This is a genomic window from Phenylobacterium sp., assembly GCF_028290885.1.
Lineage (GTDB): Bacteria > Pseudomonadota > Alphaproteobacteria > Caulobacterales > Caulobacteraceae > Phenylobacterium.
In genome coordinates this window covers 1-18,248 of record NZ_JAQGIZ010000065.1, presented here as the reverse complement: position 1 = coordinate 18,248, position 18,248 = coordinate 1, and the positions used below count along the sequence as shown (strand labels likewise).

The window sequence follows — 18,248 nt, the reverse complement described above, 5'->3', positions numbered from 1 at the left end:
GTCCCCCCGCCGCGCGAAGCGGCGGAGGGACATCGAGCTTCGGTGTGGCTCGCCTAGTGGTTGGAGGCGATGATCGAGGCGATCAGTCCAGTCGTCAGGGCGACGAGGGCGTAGTTGTTGTCGTCGGTCCGCACCCAGCGGTAGCCGCGGGGCGGCGCACGCAGATGATAGGCGCGGTAGTCAACATAGTGGCCGCGGTCCTGGTAGTAGCTGGACGGCAGGCGCTCGCCGCGCGCCCAGCGGTGCTGGGCCTGCCGCTGGTCGTTGCGCTGGTGGACTTCACGCGAGCGGTCGTTGCCGCGCTGGTCGTTGCCCTGCTGGGCGTAGCCGCCTTGGTCGTTGCGATGGTCGGGCTGCGCCATCGCGGCGGTCCCGGTCAGCAGCGAAAGCGCCAGGGCGCCGGTGAGCAGACGTTTCATGGTTGGACTCCTTATCCAGGACCACAAGGTATTGCCCGCGGCCTGAGCCCGCCCTGAACGCAACGGCTCAGCTAAGGTTCATCTTATGTCGGCTGTGAAACATAATACCTAGCCCAGCCGGCGCCTCCAGAGGGCGAACAGCCGCTCCCAGTGCCGCTCGGCCGCCGGCTTGTCGTAGGCCGGGCGCTGCGGGAAGGCGAAGCCGTGGTGGACGCCGGGATAGAGCTCCACCTCGCCGTTGAGGTTCTTGGACTTCACCGTCTGGTCCAGCGCCTCGACCATCTCCAGCGGCGCGTAGGGATCGACCTCGGCGCAGGCGAAGTAGAGCTCGGCCTTGGCCTTCTGCGCCGCCAGGTGCGGGCTGTCGGCCTGGTCGGTGACCAGCTGCACCCCGTAGATCGAGGCCGCCGCCGCCACCCGGTCCGGATAGCGGGCGGCGAAGTTGATCGCGTACTGGCCGCTCATGCAGTAGCCCAGCGTCGCGATCTTGCCGTTGCTGGCCGCGGGGTCCCGATCGGCAAAGTCCAGCAGGGCGTCGGCGTCGCTCATCACCAGTGGGATGGTCAGCGAGCCCATCAGCTCGAACATTCGCGCGCGGGACTCGGCCTCCGGCAGCTTCGGCAGGTCGGCCAGCTCCATGACCCTGCTGCGGTAATAGAGGTTCGGCAGCATGACGTAGTAGCCGACCGCGGCGATCCGCCGGGCCATGTCGCGCAGCTCCTCGCGGATCCCGGGCGCGTCCATGAAGAACAGCACCACCGGGTGCGGCCCCTCACGCTCCGGGTGGACGATGAAGGTGGTCTTCGCCCCATGCTTGGTGGCGATCTCGACGGTCTGTTCGATCATGTGGCGTTCCCTAGACCAGCTCGGCCGGCTGCACGTTCTGTTCCTTCAGGAACGGCTCGGCGTAGTTGATGGTCCCAGTCAGGGTCCTGGGATCGCCTGAGGCCAGGCGATAGACGGCTTCGGCGATGAACTTGATCGGCTGCACCCGGTCCTTGGTCGCCTCGTTGATCAGGCCGTGCACCGCGACGCCCGGCGTATCGACGAGCCCCGGCGAGACCACGTTCACGGCGATGCCGTCGTCATAGACTTCCGAGGCCAGGCCTGTGGTGAAGCGTTCCAGCGCCGCCTTGCACATTCCGTAGACCGTGCCGCCGCCGCGGCGCGTATAGGGCGGCTTAGGATGCAGGCCGGCGCCCGAGGAGATGTTGACGATCCAGCCCTGCTTGCGCGCGCGCATCGACGGCAACACCAGCTGCGACAGGTGGAAGGGCGCGTAGACCTGCACCTCCATCATCAGCTTGAAGCGCTTCTCGGGAAAATCGGCGACCGGCATGAAGTAGGTGATGGCGGCGTTGTTCACGAGGATGTCGACGGGGCCGTAGGTCGCCACCGCCTCCTCGACCAGGCGTTCCCGCTCGCTCGACTGGGCGAGGTCGGCCTTGATGAAGGCGGCGTTCCCGCCGGCGTTGCGGATGCGCTCGACCGTGTCGTGGAGCGTGCCCGGCAGCCGGCTTTCGCCGCTCTCGGCGGTGCGGGCAGAGACGACGACGTTGGCGCCTTCCATGGCGAGGCGGGCGGCGATGGCCTCGCCGATGCCGCGGCTGGCGCCGGTGACCAGGGCGTTGCGGCCCTTTAGCGGGCCGTCGGGATTGATGCGAGCCTCACTCATGACCGGTCCTCCAAATGCATTTTTTTCTAATGCCCCAAGGCTGGCGCGGCTGGCGGCGGGACGCAAGGCCGGTTGCGCAAGGGCGCGCGCGGCGGTTCACTGGCGGCTGACGCCTGAGGAGACGCGATGCGCATACCCGACGAGAAGCTGGCGGAGGTGTTCGACCGGGGCTTCACGGTGGTGGAAGGCTTCCTGGACAAGGAGACGCTTGGCGCCGCCCAGGATGCGCTCTGGGAGATCTATCCCCGGCCGGAAGCCTACTTCGCCAATCCCGATGCGCATCCGAAGTTCGCCAGGAGCCAGTTCGCGGGCCTGAGATTCTTCCCCTACCCGTCCTGGGCGCTGAACCGCGTGCCGGTCTACCCCGACCTGATCGACGCGGCCGAGCGGTTCCTCCAGACCAGGGAGATCGACTGCTACAAGATCGAGCTCTGGGCGAAATATTCCGGGGCCGTCGACTACGACCAGAGCCACCACCGCGACTATGAGAACCACACCATCGTGGTCCCTCGCGCCGACCAGACGATGCCGCAGATGACCTGCTTCATCCTGCTCTCCGACGTGACCGAGCTCGACGGGCCCACCAAGGCCGTGCCGCTGGACAAGAGCCGCCACATCCCGATCGGCGTCACCCGCACCGAAATGGGCGACTTCTTCGAGGACGAGGTGGCGGTGACCGGGCCGGCCGGCTCGATGCTGATCTACAAGACCGACATCTTCCACCGCGGCTCCAACTTCAAGGCGCCCGGCCGCTCGCGGTTCGTCATGCCGGTGGATTTCAAGCCGCGCGGCTGGCGCTGGCAGGGCAAGCTCGCGTGGCCGGACCGCGCGCTGAAACCCGGCTGGAAGGAGGCGATGGTCAGGATGACGCCGCGCCAGCGCGACCTGTTCGGCTGGCCGCCGGCGGGCGACCCCTACTGGAACGCCCAGACGCTGAGCGACGTGGCTCTCCGCTATCCGGGCATCGACCTGACGCCGTATGGAGCGCAGGCGGCAGCGGGGGCCGCCGCCTAGTCCTGGCTCAGCACGTTCAAGCGCTTCACGGTCAACTCGTCGATCTGCAGGTGCTTCAGGCGCATCCGGCCCACGGCCAGGCGGCGGATCGCCAGCGCGCCGATAGAGACCGCGCCGACCGTCAACGCGCCGAGGGCCGCGGCGCCCATGGCTGCGGCGATCCAGGCCGAAACGGGCAGCGGACGCTTGACCGGGACAGCTTCGTTCATCGGGCGTCTCCTTACGGCGGATTGCGCTCCAGTTCGGCGCGGGGCCATTTCGCCAGGTCGGCCGCGGCCTCGTAGGTGGATTGGCAGAACTCGAGCAGGGCGTTGTCGGGGTCGCCGGAAGCCCTTACCGCCTCGTAGGGCAAGACGAACTCGCCGAGGCCGGCGTCCCAATACGCCTCCGCCGGCCGCACCTGCACGTCGGCGAACCCCGGCGGCTGCGGATAGGCGTAGGCGTAGAACAGGGGCGCGATCCCCGGCGCGCCCGGCCAGAAGCCGCAGCTGGAAACCTCGTGCGAATAGGCCTCCCGGCTGACCGAGGGGGGCGCCAGCGGCGAGCCCGGATGCGGCGGCGCGCGGCGGCCGGAGAACCGGGTCACCGCTAGGTCGAAGCTGCCCCAGAAGAAATGCACCGGGCTCGCCTTGCCGATGTACCAGCCGCGGAAGGCCTTCATCACCCGGTCGGCTTGGGCCAGCGCCCGCCAGAAGCGCTGCGCGGCCTCGGCGTCGTACGAGTGGTGGACCTCGTCGAGCTCGAACGGGATGGGATTCTCGACCTCGCATGGCGTGGTCCAGATGTGCGGCCGGATGCCCAGCCGGGCGAGCGCCGCCATGGTTTCCCGGTGGAACTGGGCGACGCTGATGGGCCGCAGGGCGACCAGCTCGCGCTGGCCGTCGCTGCAGATGATCCGCAGCTGATGCTCCAGGAAGTCGAACACGATCTCGACGTTGCGCCCGCCCGCCGGGATCGGCGAGGTGGTGAGCCCCCGCGCGCTGACATAGAGCGGCACGTGCCACCAGTGGTTGACCGGCGGGGTGAGCGCCATGCGGACCTTTCCGACCACCTGCGTCCAGAGGTGCAGCGTCTCGGCTGTGTCGGCCCAGTCGTCGTAGGCGAGTGCGGGCCAGTCCGTCGGGTCGGCCGCGACGGTCATGAGCCGCGCGCCTCGAATGCTTGGGCGATCTCACGGACGACGCTCGCCCAGTCTCCCCGGGCCGGCTGGCGGAACAGGCGCATCGACGGATACCAGGGGCTGTCGGTGCGATGGCGCAGCCAGCGCCAGTCACAGCCGAGCCACGGCAGCATCAGCCAGGTGGGCTTGCCCATGGACCCGGCCAGGTGCGCCACCGAGGTGTCGACGGTGATCACCATTTCGTGCCCGGCGATCAGGTCGGCGGTCTCCCGGAAGGTCTTCGCGCCGGTGTCGTCAGGGTGCAGGCTTACAGCCCCCGGCAGCGCCAGCAGCTCAGCGCGGGCCTCGTCCGGCAGTCGGCGATGAAGGTCGCGCGGATGATTGGGCCGGCCGCGCAGCATCAGGCCGACACCGCGCCCACCCGGCTCCGCGGCGAGGTCCAGCGGCGGGGGAATGGTGTCGAGTGTCGTGCCGAAGCGCAGGGCGAGCGAGCAGATCGGCGTCCAGGCCTCGTGGCGGGCCGCAGCAACCGTACCCTCGGCGACCAGCACCTGCGCGCCGGTCGCCGCATAAAGGCTCGCCAGCGAGGGTGGGGCCATCACTGTTGTCGCAATGCCTCGCGCGGCCAGCAGCGGCAGGTAGCGCGCGAATTGGATCTGGTCGCCGAGACCCTGGTCGAGCCACACCATCAGCGAACTCACCGGTTCCCCCTTCCATTCCGGATAGGTCAGCGCCGGTGGGCGGAAGTCCGAGATCGGCAGGCGACGCCGGTCCTCGAACAACGGCCAGCCCTCGGCGTAGCGTCCGTCCGAGAGAAGGAGATCGGCCAGGCGGAAGTTTAGTTCCGCCGAGCCCGGGTCGAGCCGCAGCCAGTCGCGGACGAAAGCTTCCATCTCGCTCCAGCGCCGCTCGCTCCAGAGCAGCACCAGCAGGTTGTTGCGCGCCGAGCGGGCGCCGGGGTCCGCGGTGATCGCGGCGCCGTAGAGCCGTTCGGCTTCGGCGAGGTCGCCCGCCGCGTGCGCCTGCGAGGCCGTCTGGAAGAGGATGTCCGCTTCGCCCATGGCCTTCCATAGCAGGGACGGGGCGCGGTTTTACAGTCCTTGCGTGACCGGCGCGGCCGCGGAATCCGGCGCTCAGGCCGCGTTCTGCAGCTCCTGCTTCACCCGCTCGGCCAGGGTCTTGATGTCGATGGGCTTGGGCAGGAAGGAGACGTTGGTCTCGCCCTCCAGCAGGTCGGAGAATTCGCTTTCCGCATAGCCCGAGATGAACATCACCGGCGCGGAGCCCAGGAAGCCGCGGGCCTGCTTCAGGAGGTCGGGGCCCTGCATGCCCGGCATCACCACGTCGGAGATCATCAGGTCGATGGTTCCGGCATGGGTCTCGGCAAGCGCCAGGGCCTCCTCGCCGCTCGCCGCCTCGATCACTTCGTAGCCGCGGGCGCGCAGCAGCTTGGCGGCCACCCCGCGCACCGCGTCCTCGTCCTCGACGAACAGGATGCGGCCCGCGCCGGAGAGATCGCGCGCCACCGGCCGCTTGGGCGCGGCGGGCGCGGGCGCCGGCGTGAGCATAGCGCTCGGGATGTGCACCGGCAGGAAGATGCGGAAGGCCGCGCCCTCGCCGGGCTTGGAGTCCACCGCGATCCAGCCGTCCGACTGCTTGACGATGCCGTAGACGGTGGCGAGCCCCAGGCCCGTGCCCTCGCCCACCGGCTTGGTGGTGAAGAAGGGGTCGAAGATCTTGTCCATCACCGCGGGCGGGATGCCGGGGCCGTCGTCGGAGACCTCGATCAGCGCCTGGTCGCCGCGGGCGGTCGGATAGCCGAGGGCTTGCGCCTGCTCCTGGGTGACGCGCGCCGTGCGGATCTTCACCGATCCGCCGCCGTGGGCGCGGACGGAGTCGCGGGCGTTGACCGCCAGGTTCATCACCGCGGTCTCCAGCTGGCCGCGGTCGGCGCGCACCTGCGGCAGGTTGCGGCCGTAGTCGGTGGTCAGCTTGACGTCCTCGTAGAGCACGCGGCGCAGCAGCACCTCGAACTCGCTGATCAGTTCGCCGAGGTCGAGGATCTCCCGCTGTACGGTCTGCTTGCGCGAGAAGGCCAGCAGCTTGCGCACCAGGTCGGCGGCCCGCGTCGAAGTCTGCTTGATCTCGTTCAGCCCCTCGTAGGAGGGATCGCCCACCGGGTGGCGGGTGGCCAGCACGTCGAGTTGCATGAAGATGGCGGTCAGGAGGTTGTTGAAGTCGTGGGCGACGCCGCCGGCCAACTGCCCGATGGCCTGCATCTTCTGGCTCTGGGCGAGCTGCAGCTCGATCTGCTTCTGCTCGGAGACGTCCACCAGATAGGCCACCCAGCGGCCGTCGCTCTTGGAGAGGTAGAGGTGGGCGATGCGGGCCGGGTCGTGCGCGAGGCGAACCTCCACCGGCGCGCCGGAGCCCTGCCCCGCCGCCAGCTTCAAGGTTGCATCGGCGCGGCTGGCCGGGTCGATAAGGTCGCCGAACGCCTGGCCCTTCTCGCCGCCGCCGGCCACGGCCCTCAGCGCCGGATTGGCCTCGACGATCTTGGCCTCGAAGGGATCCTCGCCATCCAGCAGCGCCGCGCCGAACGGCGAGGCGGCGGCGAAGGCGTCGAGCACCTTGGGCGGCGGCGGGACCGCGCCTGAGAAGGCCGTCAGCACCTCAAGGGCCGCCGACGGCAGGGCAAGCCCGCCTGCGCTGGGGCCGGTCAGCCGGACCAGGAACCGCCGCTCGCCCAGCGGCGAGACGATCGCCTCGTGCTCCGCGCCCCCGGCCTTGATGGCCGCGCGCGCGGTTTCCCCGCGCCGCGCCGCGGTGAGCGCCGCGAACAGGCTGGAGGCCGAGGCGCCGGACTTGGGCAGGCGGTTGGCGAGCCCGATGGCCGACTTCCAGGCCGCATTGGCCGCCTGCACCCGCCCGTCGGGGGCGGCGATGGCGGCTGGCTCGCTCAGCGCATCGAGGAAGCCGGCGGCGCCCGGCTCGCTCGCGCCGGGGGGTTCGGCCGAGCCGCGCAAGACGAAGAGGCCGAGGCAGGCCACGCCCGCCAGGCCGATCAGCAGCATGAGGCCCGCGAGCGTCGTCGGCCCGGCATTCATCGCCGGCGCCGACGCGAAGGCGACAGCCATCAGGAAGAAGACCACCGCGGCGGCCGTCAGCGGGTCGAAGCGGCCCTTGCGGACCTGTGGCTCGGCCATGGCCAGCGACAGCGCCTCCTCGCGCGACCGCATCGGGCGTCGGACACCTTCGCCCGGCGAATCACTCATGTGCATTCTCTCACAAGGTTCAATGCGTTACAGGGCGCCGCTTCGGAGCGTCCGGGCGGCCGCCTTGCGCCCGGCGTTGAGGATGAAGCCGATGATCCTGGCGACCGCCTCGTAGTGCGCCGGCGGGATAATCTCGTCCACGTCGACGGCGGCATAGAGGGCGCGGGCCAGCGGCGGGTCCTCGATAACCGGCACGCCGGCGGCTTCGGCGATCTCGCGGATCTTCAGCGCCAGGGTGTCCATGCCCTTGGCGACGCACATCGGCGCCGGCGTCTCGTTGGCGTCGTACTTCAGCGCCACGGCGTAGTGGGTCGGGTTCATCACCACCACCGTGGCCTCGGGCACCGCCTGGATCATGCGGCGCCGTGCGCGTTCGTGTCGCAGCTGCTTCTGGCGCGCCTTGATGTGCGGGTCGCCCTCGGCCTGTTTGTAGTCTTCCTTGATCTCTTCCTTGCTCATCCGCATGCGGGCCATGAACCGCTGCCGCTGCCAGAACCAGTCGGCGCCGGCGACGATCAGCAGGAAGGCCGCCACCGCGAACACCAGCCGGCGCAGGATGTCGGCGGCGAAGCCCATCATGGCGATCGGCTCCATGCCGGAGAGGTTCTCCAGCTCCGGCACGTGCGGGTTCAGCACCCACCAGGCCAGCGCCCCGGTCAGCGTCACCTTCACCAGCGACTTCGCGAACTGCATCACGCCGTCGAGCCCGAAGACCCGTTTGAAGCCCGCGGCCAGCGAAAGCTTGCTGGGGTCGAAGGCCAGCTTCTCCGGGGTGAACATGAAGCCGGTCTGGAGGAGGTTGGCGGCGACGCCCGCCGCGCAGGCGGCCGCGAACACCGCCGCCATCGGCGGGGCCGCGGCCAGCAGCGACATGTAGAGCACATGGACCCCGCCCTGGCCGGCCAGGACCATGGCGTCGGGCTCGGCCAGGAACGGCCGCAACGCCACCACCATGTTGTTGCAGAACCCGGGCCCGGCGAGCGCCACCACGCTGGCGGCCGCCGCCAGGGAGGCCAGCGCCGCCAGGTCCGGCGTCTTGACCACCTCGCCCCGCTCGCGGGCCTGCTCGAGTTTGCGCGGTGTCGGTTCTTCTGTGCGGGAGGCTGCGTCGCTCATGGCCTATCCGAACAGGCCGATGAGATCGCGGTAGCGGTCGACCCAGACCATGCCGATGGTGCCCAGGCTGAGCGCGAAAACCGAGAGGCCCAGGAGCACCATCAGGGGCGTAGCGACGAAGAAGATCTGGAACTGCGGCATGACCCGGCCGACCAGCCCGGTGGCGACGTTGAAGATCAGCGACAGGGCCACCACCGGCGCGGCCAGCTGCAGGCCGAGCGCGAAGGATTTGCTCACTGTCTGGATCGCCAGGGCGTTGGCGTCGGCCAGCGGCACGGCCCGGGAGAACGGGAAGATGGTGTAGGAGCGCACGATCGCCGACAGGAACAGGTGATGCAGGTTGGTGGTCATGATCAGCAGCAGGCCCATCAGGCCCAGGAAGGTGCCGAGCGTGGTGGACGGCGCCGCCTGCATGGGGTTCGCCGTCTGGGCGAAGGCCAGCGTGGTCTGGATCGAGACGATCTCTCCGGCCGCGGCCAGCGAGGACATGAAGAACCTGAGGATGCCGCCGATCATCAGGCCGATGGCGGTCTCCTTGATGATCGCGACGGCCACGCCGCTGACGTCGGTGGGGATCGGCGGCACGCCGCCCCCCACGACCGGCAGCATCACCAGGGCCAGCAAAAGCGCGAGCGACAGGCGGATGCGCACCGGGATGAAGGTCTCGCCTATGCCGGGGATCAGCATGACGATGGCCCCCAGCCTGGCGAAGACCAGGCCGGCGACGAACACCTGCTGGGCGGTGGCGTAATGTTCCATGGGGCGCTGGCCTGCCCCGCCGCTACATGGCCGCGATGCGCGCAGCGATATGGCGCATGAAGCCGCTCATCAGCGAGCCCATCAGCGGCAGGAAGATCAAGAGCGAGACGAAGATCGCCACGATCTTCGGCGCATAGACCAGGGTGGCTTCCTGTATCTGGGTCAGAGCCTGCAGCAGGCCGATGCCGACGCCCACCACCAGGCCCACGATCAGGATCGGCGCGCATAGCTGGATGGTCAGCCAGATGGCGTCGCGGCCGATGTCCAGAACCTCGGCGCCGCTCATGGAGACCTCTTGGAAAGCTTGACGAATTCGCGCCCTCGCGAACCCCGCCACCATCGTCTGGCATGGTTAATGAAAGGCTACGGACTGGGCAGAATCTGCCGCTCCAGCGCCTTCGCGGCCTCCGCCGGCGAGGCCTTTGCCTGGTCGCGGTCGACGCTGTAGTTGGCGGCCTGCATGGCGCTGACCGGGATCGCGCCGATCAGAGGCTTCAGCGCATCCGTCAGGCGCCGGTCGCCGGCCCGCTTCGGCGAGATGAGCACCACGGCGTCATAGGGCGGGATGGCGGCCTTGGGATCGGTGAGGACTGCCAGCTTGTCGGCGGCGATCCGTCCGTCGGAGGAAAAGGCGCTGATCACATCGGCCTCCCCGCCCTCCAGCGCGCGGTACATGAAAGTGGGCTGGTAGGAGCGCTTGGTCTTGAACTTGAGGCCGTAAGCCGTCTCGACGGCCTTCCACTCCGGCCGCGACAGGAATTCCAGGTCCGAGCCCAGGGTGAGCCTGGGCGCCTCGCGGGCGAGGTCGGCGATCGAGGCCACCCCGAGCGCCTTGGCCCGGTCCGGCCGCATGGTCAGCGCATAGGCGTTCTCGAAGCCCAACGAGCCCAGCACCACGACCCCGTCGCGGCGCTTCAGCTCGGCGGTGAGCTGTTTCAACACCTCGGCGCGGCCGGGGTTGTCCTTGCGGTTCAGGACGTTGGTCCACAGGGTCCCGGAGTAGTCGACGTAGACGTCGATCTCGCCGGACGCCAACGCCCGATAGGCGACCGCGGACCCCAGGTCCTCCTTGCGGCTGACCTGGGCGCCGGCCTTTTCCAGGCGGTCGGCGATCAGCTCGGCCAGGATGTACTGCTCGGAGAAGTTCTTGGCGCCCACGACATAGGACCCAGCCTTGCCCAGGCCGAGCAGCGGCGCGACAGCCAGCGCCACGCCGACCAACAGCCCCGCCGCGCCCAGCGCCACCAGGCGAAGGCTGCGGTTGCGGGTTCCCGCCTCGATCAGCCCCAGCAACTGGTCGGCGATCAGGGCCAGCGCCGCCGAGGCGGCGCAGCCGAACAGCACGAAAACCCAGTTCTCGGTCTGCAAGCCGGCGAAGATGTAGTTGCCGAGGCTGGTCTGGCCGACCGGCGTGGAAAGGGTCGCCGCCCCGATGGTCCACACCGCGGCCGTGCGGACCCCGGCCATGATCACCGGCGCGGCCAGCGGCAGCTCGACCTGGAACAGCCGCTGGCGGGAGGTCATGCCGACCCCGTCCGCGGCCTCCTTGACCGCCGGGTCGACGCCGAGGATCCCCGCCGCGCCGTTCCTGAGGATCGGCAGCATGGAATAGAGCGTCAGCGCCAGCAGCGACGGCAGGAAGCCCAGCGCCGAGAAGCCCTTGCCGAAGGTCGCCAGGCTGAGCGCCGAGATCGCCAGCAGCAGCGGGTAGAACAGCGCCAACAGCGCCAGGCTGGGGATGGTCTGGATCAGGCTCGCGCCGGCCAGCACCGGCCAGCGCAGCCGCGGGCTGCGGCTCGCCGCCACCGCCAGCGGCAGGCTGATCGCCACGCCCAGCACCAGCGCGCTGAAGCTCAGCAGCACATGCCAGCCGAGGTACTCCGGCAGCAGCGCGAAGGCCGAGGCGAGGCGCGGGTTCACGCAGCCCCCCCAAGCTTGGCTCGAAGCCGCTCGGCCTGGCGCTTGGGAGCTTCCAGCAGCGCGCGGACGCCCTCGTCGTGCGTCTGGGCCAGCAGCTCGGCGGGCTGGCCGTCGGCGACGATCCGCCCCTCGCGCAGCACCACGATCCGGTCGGCCAGCAACACGGCCTCGGCCATGTCGTGGGTCACCATCACGGTGGTCAGGCCCAGCCGCTCGTGCAGCGCGCGGTAGTCGGCGCCGAGCGCATCGCGGGTCAGGGGATCGAGCGCGCCGAACGGCTCGTCCATCAGCATCAGCCTGGGTTCCGCGGCCAGCGCGCGGGCGACGCCCACCCGCTGCCGCTGTCCGCCGGAGAGCGCGGCGGGCGCGCGGGCTGCGACGTCGAGCGGCAAATCCACCAGGCCCAGCAGGTTCGCGACGCGCGCGTCGATGCGTTTCCTGTCCCAGCCCATCAGCTTCGGCGTGACCGCGATGTTTTCCGCGACGCTTAGATGAGGAAAGAGGCCGATCTCCTGGAAAACATATCCGATTTTCCGCCGCAGCAGATAGGGCTCGATCTCCGCGACATCGTCGCCCAGGACCCGCACCGAGCCGGCGTCCGGCGTCACCAGCCGGTTGATGGTCTTCAGCAGGGTGGTCTTGCCGGAGCCGGAGCCGCCGACCAGGGCGGTGAACTCGCCGAGCGCCACCGCCAGGCTGACGCCCGCCAGCGCTGCGTGCGCGCCATAGCGCTTCTCAACCCCTGAAAGCTCGATCGCCGGCCCCGCCATCGGCAAGGCGTAGCATGAGCCTAAATGGGCATCCGCATGATTTCCTGGTAGGCGCTGATCACCTGGTCGCGGATGGCGAGCACGGTCTCGAGGCTGGATTGCGCGGAGGACACCGCGGTCACCACGTCGACCAGCTGGGCCTTGCCCTGCACCTGGTTGGCCATCTGGGTCTCGGCGTTCTTGGAGGCCTTCATGGCGTCGGTCATGGCCGACTTCAGGATGTCGGCGAAGCCGCCGCCGGGCGCCGCGACCTCGGAGCCACCCAGGCCCGGATCGATCCCCATGGCCTTCTGGGCGGAGGCGTAGGCCTTGGTGGCGGCGAGCGCGGTGATCATGGCTTAGGCCCTGCGCCCTATCGCTTGAGGAGATCGAGCGTGCGCTGGTCCATCGACCGCACGGTCTCGATGACGTTGAGGTTGGCCTCGTAGGCCCGCTGGGCGTCGCGCATGTCCATCGCCTCGACCAGGGAGTCGACGTTGGGCTGCTTCACATAGCCCTGCGCGTCGGCCGAGGGATTGCCGGGATCGTAGTCGGTCTTGAAAGGCGTCTGGTCGGGCGCGGCGCGGCTCATCTTGACCCCCGTCCCGCCGGCGACCTTGGTGGCCTGGAAGACCGGCGCCTGACGCCGATAGGGATCCCCGCCGGCCGTGCGCGAGGTCGAATTGGCGTTGGCCAGGTTCTCCGCGATTATCCGCATGCGCGACTGCTGCGCGCGAAGGGCGGAGACCGCGATCGACTGGGCGGAACTGGAAACGGGATCGGCCATCTAGCGTACGCCCCTCATGCGCCGGTGCCCGGCCGGCGGATCGCCAGCTTCAGGATATCCAGCGACTTCTGGTAGAAACTCACCGCCGCGTCGTAGTCCATTCGCGCATCGGTCAGCTTCGTCATCTCCTCCTCCAGCACGACGGAGTTGCCGTCCATGGTGGTCTCGGAGTCCTTGGTCTTGACCGGCTTGACGTTGACGCCGCGCTTGGCGCCGGGCGGCAGCATGTGGCCGGCCTGGGTAACGGCCATCGACCCTGGCCCGGCCACGGCCTGAAGCTTGGCCTGGAAGCTGAACGCCTTCAGGTCGTGCGGCGCGTAGCCAGGCGTCGAGGCGTTGGCGACGTTCTCCGAGATGACATGCTGCTTCTCGGACAGGTAGCCCATCCGGTTGCGCAACATCGAGAAGAGCGGAATGTCGGCAAGGTCCATGGCCGTCATGGTGAAGAAACAGGGTTAACTGCGGCTTAAGGGACTCGCGTGTTTCTAGGGCTCCGACGCCCGCCCGGAAGCCGCAGAAGCCCCCCCATGAATTTCGCCGACTTCGCCAGAGCCATCTTCGCGCTCGCCCTCACGCTCGGCCTGGTGGGCCTGGGCGCCGTGGCGCTGCGCCGCTTTGGACCCGGCGCGCTGGCGCGCTTCGGCGGACCCAAGAAGGAGCGGCGGCTGACGGTGGTCGAGAGCCTGGTCCTCGATCCGGCGCGGCGGCTGGTCATCGTCTCCTGCGACGGCAAGGAACGCCTGCTGCTGCTGGGCGAGGGCGAGCTGGTCTGCGCGCTCGACGCGACGCCGGCCAAGGCATCGGGGGCCCGCGGCTGATGCGCGAACTGTTCAAGGCCATCCGCACCCTGCCCGCGGAGGAATGGCGGCGCGCAGCGATCCTGGCGCTGTTGACCACACTGGCCAGCCTCGCCTTCCCGGCCGTGGCGATCGCCCAGGCGGTGAACATCAACCTCGGCACCGGCGCAGGCCTCACCGAGCGGGTGGTGCAGCTGATCGGCCTGATGACGGTGCTGTCGCTGGCGCCGTCCATCGTCATCATGACCACCTCCTTCGTGCGGATCGTGGTGGTGCTTTCCCTGCTGCGCACGGCGATCGGCCTGCAGCAGAGCCCGCCGAACGCGGTGATCATCTCGCTGTCGCTGTTCCTCACCGCCATCGTCATGGGCCCGACCCTGCAGCGGTCCTACGACGAGGGGGTCAAGCCGCTGCTCGACCAGCAGATGGAGCTGCCCGCCGCCTTCGACGCCGCCGGCGCCCCGCTGAAGCAGTTCATGCTGCAGCAGGTGGACCGCGACGACCTAGCGCTGTTCATCAAGCTATCCAAGATCCCGCGCCCCGCGACCGCCCAGGACACCCCGATCCGGGTGGTCACTCCGGCCTTCATGATCTCGGAGCTGAAGCGCTCCTTCGAGATCGGCTTCCTGCTGTTCGTGCCGTTCCTGGTCATCGACCTGGTGGTGGCGAGCGTGCTGATGAGCATGGGCATGATGATGCTCCCGCCGGTGGTGGTGAGCCTGCCTTTCAAGCTGATCTTCTTCGTCCTCGTGGACGGTTGGCGCCTGGTGGCCGGCAGCCTGGTGGAGAGCTTCCACCACGGGCCCGGGACTTAAGGCCGGTCCGGCGTATGATGTTGGCTCCCCATCCGGCGACGCGCTAGGGTTGCGCCGGAGTTCGGGGGAATGGCGATGCCGGATCAAGGCGGACCGTGGGAGCGCGAGCCGCCCGGCGACGGGCGAAGGACGATCCCTCGTCGCCGCTTCGCGCTCTGGCTCGGCCTGATCGCCGCCGTCGCCGCCGGGGTGTGGCTGCTGGCGCAGATGGTCCCCGGAGGGGTCACCTCGAGCGAAGACTGGGTCTGGGTCATAAGGGCTGTCGGCCTCACCGCGGTGGTCTCCACCGGGATCCTCACCGCCGGCCGGGTCAGGTGGGGCGAGAAGGCGCGGCACGCAGCGATCTGGGTCGGCGTCGTCGCCGTCCTCTTCGTGGGCGTCGCGTACCGCGGCGAGCTTGCCGGCGTCGCCCAGCGCGTGCGTAGCGAGTTCGCGCCGGCCTATCCCGTCGCCACCGGCGCGCACGAGCTGGTCGTCACCCAGGACAACGGCGGCGGCTTCTTCGTCATGGGCCAGATCAACGGCCGGCCGGTCCGCTTCCTCATCGACACCGGCGCCAGCGACACGGTGCTGAGCCCCGCCGACGCCCGTCGCCTGGGCGTCGACGTCGCCGCGCTTCACTTCGACCACGTCGCCGAGACCGCCAACGGCCTTGGCTACGGCGCGCCCTTCACCGCCGACAGCCTCGCGGTCGGCCCGATCAAATTCGCCAACGTCCCCATGGCGATCAACCAGTCGCCGATGAGCTACTCGCTGCTGGGGATGACTTTCCTGCGGCGGCTCGACTCGTTCGAAGTCAGGGGTTCGAAGCTCGTCTTGAAGTGGCGTGAGTAGGCGCTAAAGGTATGGCGTCTCGTGCCGCTCAGCCCTTGGCCGCGGCAGTCGCCGACGCGGCCTGGGCCTGCTTGGCCGGCGCAGCGGGGGCCTTGGCGGGGCCGGTGGGGGCCGGGCGAGCCTTGAAGCGGGCCTTCATCTTGTCGACCCAGCCGGTGAAGGCCTCGTTGTCGGCGCTGACCCGGCTGAAGTCGGCGACGCTCAGATGGTTCGTCGAGACGCCGGTGAGCGCGATGCGCAGCGCCTCGGGATTGTGCGCGCCGTCGAAGAAGCCCTTGTACTGGCCGCTCAGCCGGTTGAGCGCCGCATCGTCGCCGGCCAGGCTGTAGGCGACGCCGGCCCGCAGCAGCTTGCCTTCCTCGTCGGCGCTCAGCGGCGTGGGATCCTTCCAGCGGGCGCCGAGCGCCTTTTCGAACTGCGGCCCGGCCTTGGCCCAGTCCTTCTGCTTCCAGTTGATCTCCCCGCGCAGGTCCTGCCCCTCCTTCGAGGTGTCCCTCTCGATGATCTCCAGCGCCGCATCATAGTGGCCGACGCCGGCCCAGGCGCGCGCCTCGATCAGCCGCCGCTCGGCGTTCAACGCAGCCGGCAGCACGGTGGTGCGCGATGAGTTGATCGCCTGGATCGCCTGCTCCGGCTTCTTGTTCATCAGGTAGATCAGCGCCAGGTCGGTGGCCACCTGGGCGCGCGGCACGCCGTCGAGGCGGTTGTCGGCCTGGTATTTCAAGAGCTCGGCGGCCTGGTCCAGCAGGTCCACGTCGACCAGCCGGCGCGCCAGCTTGCGCACCATCAGGTCGCCGTCGGAGCCGATCGGGGTCAGCTCCTTGAAGTCGTAGAACAGCGCCAGCGCCTGGATCGGCTCCAGGCCATCGGCGTTGCCGTCGAGGAACAGCGAGCGGAAGGCCGCCGCCAGGTCAGACTGCAGCTGCAGCGCCTCGGGCAGGTCCGGCAGCCGCGTGCCGGCCGAGCGCAGCGCCTCCAGCGCCTCGCGATAGCGGCCCTGGCTCAGATAGAGCTGCCCGAGCGCGCGGATGGTCTCGAGCTCCGTGGCGTCTCCGCGCCAGCGGTAGCGCAGGCCGTCGAACACGGTGGCGGCCTGCACCGGCGTGACCTTGCCGATCTCCAGCTTGATCTGGGTGGCGCGCAGCAGGGCCGGCGAGGCCAGCGCCTGCATCGGCGCCGTGGCGATCGCCGTGTACATCTTGAGCGCCCGGTCCTTGTGGCCCTGCTGCTCGATGACCCGGGCCTGCACGAGCCGCGTGGCGAGCTCCTCGGCGACGTCGGTCTTGTCGGCCAGCGCCAGGTGGATGCGCGCCTCGGCGCTCGGCAGGTCGCCTTGAGCCAGCGCCGCCTGGGCGTCGCCGCGGGCGAAGCGCGCCTTCCAGGTCGGCGAGAACTGCGCCAGGGTTTCCGTGCCCCGGGCGAACTGGCTGCGGGCCTCCGGCCATTGGGCGAGCTGGGCGGCGATGTAGGAGCGCCAGAGCGCGCTCGACCGGTCCTCGGACAGCACCGGCGCGGAGAAGTCGGCCTCGGCTTCCTTGTAGCGGCGGGCCATGACCCGGGCGATGCCGCGCAGGCCGCGGAACTCCGGGGTGTCCATCAGCTGCGGGCTGGCGCGCGCCGCGCCGTTCAGCACCCCGATGGCCTCGAAGGACAGCTCCGAGCCCACCAGGAAGCGGGCGAGCGCCATGCGCGCGGCGGTCGGCGCCCGCTTGTCCTTGTTCGCGCTCTCGATGGAGGCGGCGGTCAGCAGGGTGTTGTAGCGGGCCAGGAAGCCCTTCGGGCCGGTCCGCGGCCAGTTCACGTAGTCGATCAGCCCGGGCATGGCGGCGGGCTTGGGCGCATCGGCGTCGAGGCGCGCGGTCTCCTGGGCGGCGAGGGTCGGCGAGAGCGCCAGGCCCAGGGGACGGCTCATGCGGATGATGTCGCCGTCGCGGACGACGGTCAGGTTCTCGATGTAGGATTCGATCGCCAGGCCCTGGACGGACGGCAGGACGGCCAGCTGCACATAGTCCCGCCGGCTCGGCAGGCCCTTGGCCGGGCCGAGCGCGGTGACCACCCGGACCATGTCGCCGGCCTGGGGGTCGAGCATCTGCACGACCTTGGTGGCGCCGGCCACCGGCGCCTTCAGGGTCGCCGGCCCCTCGGCCTCGTCGCGCGCGATCCGGACGACGCTGGGCGGGCCCTGGTCGCCGGGGCCGAGCGCGATGGTCCAGGTGGCGCCGATGGCGGTGGCGAACACCGGCACGCCGTGCGCCGCCTCGATCCGCACGGCGCTGTAGTCGGCGCCGCGGGTCGCCTGGACGGCTGAGAACTGCACCAGGCCGCGCGGCGCATGGCTGACGTCGAGCGTGGCTGGGGCGTCGAACACCACCCACACTGCGTCGCCGCGCCGGAAAACCGCCGCCCCGGCCGGATTGGCCCAGGCGAAGGTGAACAGCACCTGGGCGTTGGAGACCTTCGACTCCATGTGCACCACGCCGCCGGCCGGGATCGGGTTCGGGCGCTGTGCTTCGGGGGCCGCCGCGCGGGCCGCGGCGAGTTCGGCCGCGGTGGGCGGAGCCTTCTGGAACACGTTGATGAACGCCGCCCCGTCCGCCGAATCCACCTTGGCGTCGGCGTCGTCGGCCAGGGTGAAGACGATCTGCAGGTGGCCGCCCACGTGGCGCTTCTCAGCGGTCTTGATCCACTTCGGGGGCGCGGTGCGCAGGCGCGAGATGTCGGGGTCGGCGTCGCGCGGGAAGATCAGGGTCACGACCTGGCCGCTGCGCTTGGCCGTCGCGCTCGGCGCTCCGTGGAACTCGACGCGCGAGAAGCCGTCCGCCTGGGCCACGTGCAGCTCGATGCCGGACGCCTGGGGGGCCGCGCTCGGCGCAGCGCCGACCGGCGCGACGACGCCGACGATGGCGGCCGCCGCAACGCCCGCGCGCAGGACCTGGCGCAGGCCCATCGGCTATCCGGCCTTGGCCGG

20 protein-coding genes are annotated in these 18,248 nt (G+C 69.8%); 4 read left to right on the top strand and 16 right to left on the bottom strand.

Annotation, left to right across the window (positions count from 1 at the left end; translation table 11 throughout):
• Positions 1-53 precede the first annotated feature (53 nt).
• From JWP28_RS05235 to JWP28_RS05225, 3 genes are all read right to left on the bottom strand, one after another.
• Positions 54-419: an RcnB family protein gene (locus JWP28_RS05235; RefSeq protein WP_299540772.1), complete on the bottom strand. Its 366-nt coding sequence runs from the start codon at positions 417-419 to the stop codon at positions 54-56.
• A gap of 108 nt (positions 420-527) precedes the next feature.
• Positions 528-1,265: a dienelactone hydrolase family protein gene (locus JWP28_RS05230; protein WP_299540769.1), complete on the bottom strand. Its 738-nt coding sequence runs from the start codon at positions 1,263-1,265 to the stop codon at positions 528-530.
• A 10-nt stretch (positions 1,266-1,275) separates the two neighbouring features.
• Entirely contained in the window at positions 1,276-2,094 is an 819-nt protein-coding gene (locus JWP28_RS05225; protein ID WP_299540766.1) for an SDR family NAD(P)-dependent oxidoreductase, read from the bottom strand.
• A 126-nt stretch (positions 2,095-2,220) separates the two neighbouring features.
• On the opposite strand from JWP28_RS05225, the gene JWP28_RS05220 reads away from it, so the two are divergent.
• Positions 2,221-3,108 (top strand): phytanoyl-CoA dioxygenase family protein, encoded by an 888-nt coding sequence (locus JWP28_RS05220; protein ID WP_299540763.1) that lies wholly within the window; start codon positions 2,221-2,223, stop codon positions 3,106-3,108.
• Here JWP28_RS05220 and JWP28_RS05215 read toward each other — a convergent pair.
• The 12 genes from JWP28_RS05215 to flgB form a co-directional block, all read right to left on the bottom strand.
• Entirely contained in the window at positions 3,105-3,317 is a 213-nt protein-coding gene (locus tag JWP28_RS05215) for a hypothetical protein (protein ID WP_299540761.1), read from the bottom strand. The two genes, JWP28_RS05220 and JWP28_RS05215, sit on opposite strands and share 4 nt — an antisense overlap.
• Positions 3,318-3,328: 11 nt before the next feature.
• Positions 3,329-4,249: a DUF5996 family protein gene (locus JWP28_RS05210; RefSeq protein WP_299540758.1), complete on the bottom strand. Its 921-nt coding sequence runs from the start codon at positions 4,247-4,249 to the stop codon at positions 3,329-3,331.
• Positions 4,246-5,289 carry a hypothetical protein gene (locus JWP28_RS05205; protein WP_299540755.1) on the bottom strand — a complete coding sequence of 348 codons (1,044 nt, stop codon included), beginning with the start codon at positions 5,287-5,289 and terminating at the stop codon, positions 4,246-4,248. The genes JWP28_RS05210 and JWP28_RS05205 overlap by 4 nt, the downstream gene beginning before the upstream one ends.
• A 72-nt stretch (positions 5,290-5,361) precedes the next feature.
• Positions 5,362-7,434, bottom strand: a complete 2,073-nt coding sequence (gene cckA / locus JWP28_RS05200) for a cell cycle histidine kinase CckA (protein ID WP_299540793.1) — start codon at positions 7,432-7,434, stop codon at positions 5,362-5,364.
• A 96-nt stretch (positions 7,435-7,530) separates the two neighbouring features.
• The gene (gene flhB / locus JWP28_RS05195; protein ID WP_299540753.1) at positions 7,531-8,619 is read right to left on the bottom strand and encodes a flagellar biosynthesis protein FlhB; all 1,089 of its coding nucleotides are present in this window, start codon (positions 8,617-8,619) and stop codon (positions 7,531-7,533) included.
• Between the two features lie 3 nt (positions 8,620-8,622).
• Entirely contained in the window at positions 8,623-9,378 is a 756-nt protein-coding gene (gene fliR, locus JWP28_RS05190) for a flagellar biosynthetic protein FliR (protein ID WP_299540751.1), read from the bottom strand.
• Between the two features lie 22 nt (positions 9,379-9,400).
• Positions 9,401-9,664 carry a flagellar biosynthesis protein FliQ gene (gene fliQ, locus JWP28_RS05185; RefSeq protein ID WP_299540748.1) on the bottom strand — a complete coding sequence of 88 codons (264 nt, stop codon included), beginning with the start codon at positions 9,662-9,664 and terminating at the stop codon, positions 9,401-9,403.
• A 77-nt stretch (positions 9,665-9,741) separates the two neighbouring features.
• A complete protein-coding gene (locus tag JWP28_RS05180) occupies positions 9,742-11,298 on the bottom strand; it encodes a glycine betaine ABC transporter substrate-binding protein (RefSeq protein ID WP_299540745.1) in 1,557 nt (518 codons plus the stop codon).
• On the bottom strand, positions 11,295-12,068 hold the full coding sequence (locus JWP28_RS05175; protein WP_299540742.1) for an ATP-binding cassette domain-containing protein: 774 nt from the start codon (positions 12,066-12,068) through the stop codon (positions 11,295-11,297). The genes JWP28_RS05180 and JWP28_RS05175 overlap by 4 nt, the downstream gene beginning before the upstream one ends.
• A gap of 20 nt (positions 12,069-12,088) precedes the next feature.
• Positions 12,089-12,403 carry a flagellar hook-basal body complex protein FliE gene (fliE, locus tag JWP28_RS05170; RefSeq protein WP_299540740.1) on the bottom strand — a complete coding sequence of 105 codons (315 nt, stop codon included), beginning with the start codon at positions 12,401-12,403 and terminating at the stop codon, positions 12,089-12,091.
• Between the two features lie 17 nt (positions 12,404-12,420).
• On the bottom strand, positions 12,421-12,834 hold the full coding sequence (gene flgC / locus JWP28_RS05165) for a flagellar basal body rod protein FlgC (RefSeq protein ID WP_299540737.1): 414 nt from the start codon (positions 12,832-12,834) through the stop codon (positions 12,421-12,423).
• A gap of 14 nt (positions 12,835-12,848) precedes the next feature.
• Positions 12,849-13,265 carry a flagellar basal body rod protein FlgB gene (gene flgB, locus JWP28_RS05160; RefSeq protein WP_299540735.1) on the bottom strand — a complete coding sequence of 139 codons (417 nt, stop codon included), beginning with the start codon at positions 13,263-13,265 and terminating at the stop codon, positions 12,849-12,851.
• Between the two features lie 96 nt (positions 13,266-13,361).
• On the opposite strand from flgB, the gene JWP28_RS05155 reads away from it, so the two are divergent.
• The 3 genes from JWP28_RS05155 to JWP28_RS05145 all read left to right on the top strand — a co-directional run bounded on the left by JWP28_RS05155 (position 13,362) and on the right by JWP28_RS05145 (position 15,280).
• Positions 13,362-13,652 carry a flagellar biosynthetic protein FliO gene (locus JWP28_RS05155; protein ID WP_299540733.1) on the top strand — a complete coding sequence of 97 codons (291 nt, stop codon included), beginning with the start codon at positions 13,362-13,364 and terminating at the stop codon, positions 13,650-13,652.
• Entirely contained in the window at positions 13,649-14,446 is a 798-nt protein-coding gene (gene fliP / locus JWP28_RS05150; RefSeq protein ID WP_299540791.1) for a flagellar type III secretion system pore protein FliP, read from the top strand. The genes JWP28_RS05155 and fliP overlap by 4 nt, the downstream gene beginning before the upstream one ends.
• A gap of 69 nt (positions 14,447-14,515) precedes the next feature.
• The gene (locus JWP28_RS05145) at positions 14,516-15,280 is read left to right on the top strand and encodes a TIGR02281 family clan AA aspartic protease (RefSeq protein ID WP_299540730.1); all 765 of its coding nucleotides are present in this window, start codon (positions 14,516-14,518) and stop codon (positions 15,278-15,280) included.
• A 28-nt stretch (positions 15,281-15,308) separates the two neighbouring features.
• Here JWP28_RS05145 and JWP28_RS05140 read toward each other — a convergent pair whose 3' ends face one another.
• The gene (locus tag JWP28_RS05140; protein ID WP_299540727.1) at positions 15,309-18,227 is read right to left on the bottom strand and encodes an endoglucanase; all 2,919 of its coding nucleotides are present in this window, start codon (positions 18,225-18,227) and stop codon (positions 15,309-15,311) included.
• Between the last annotated feature and the right edge of the window lie 21 nt (positions 18,228-18,248).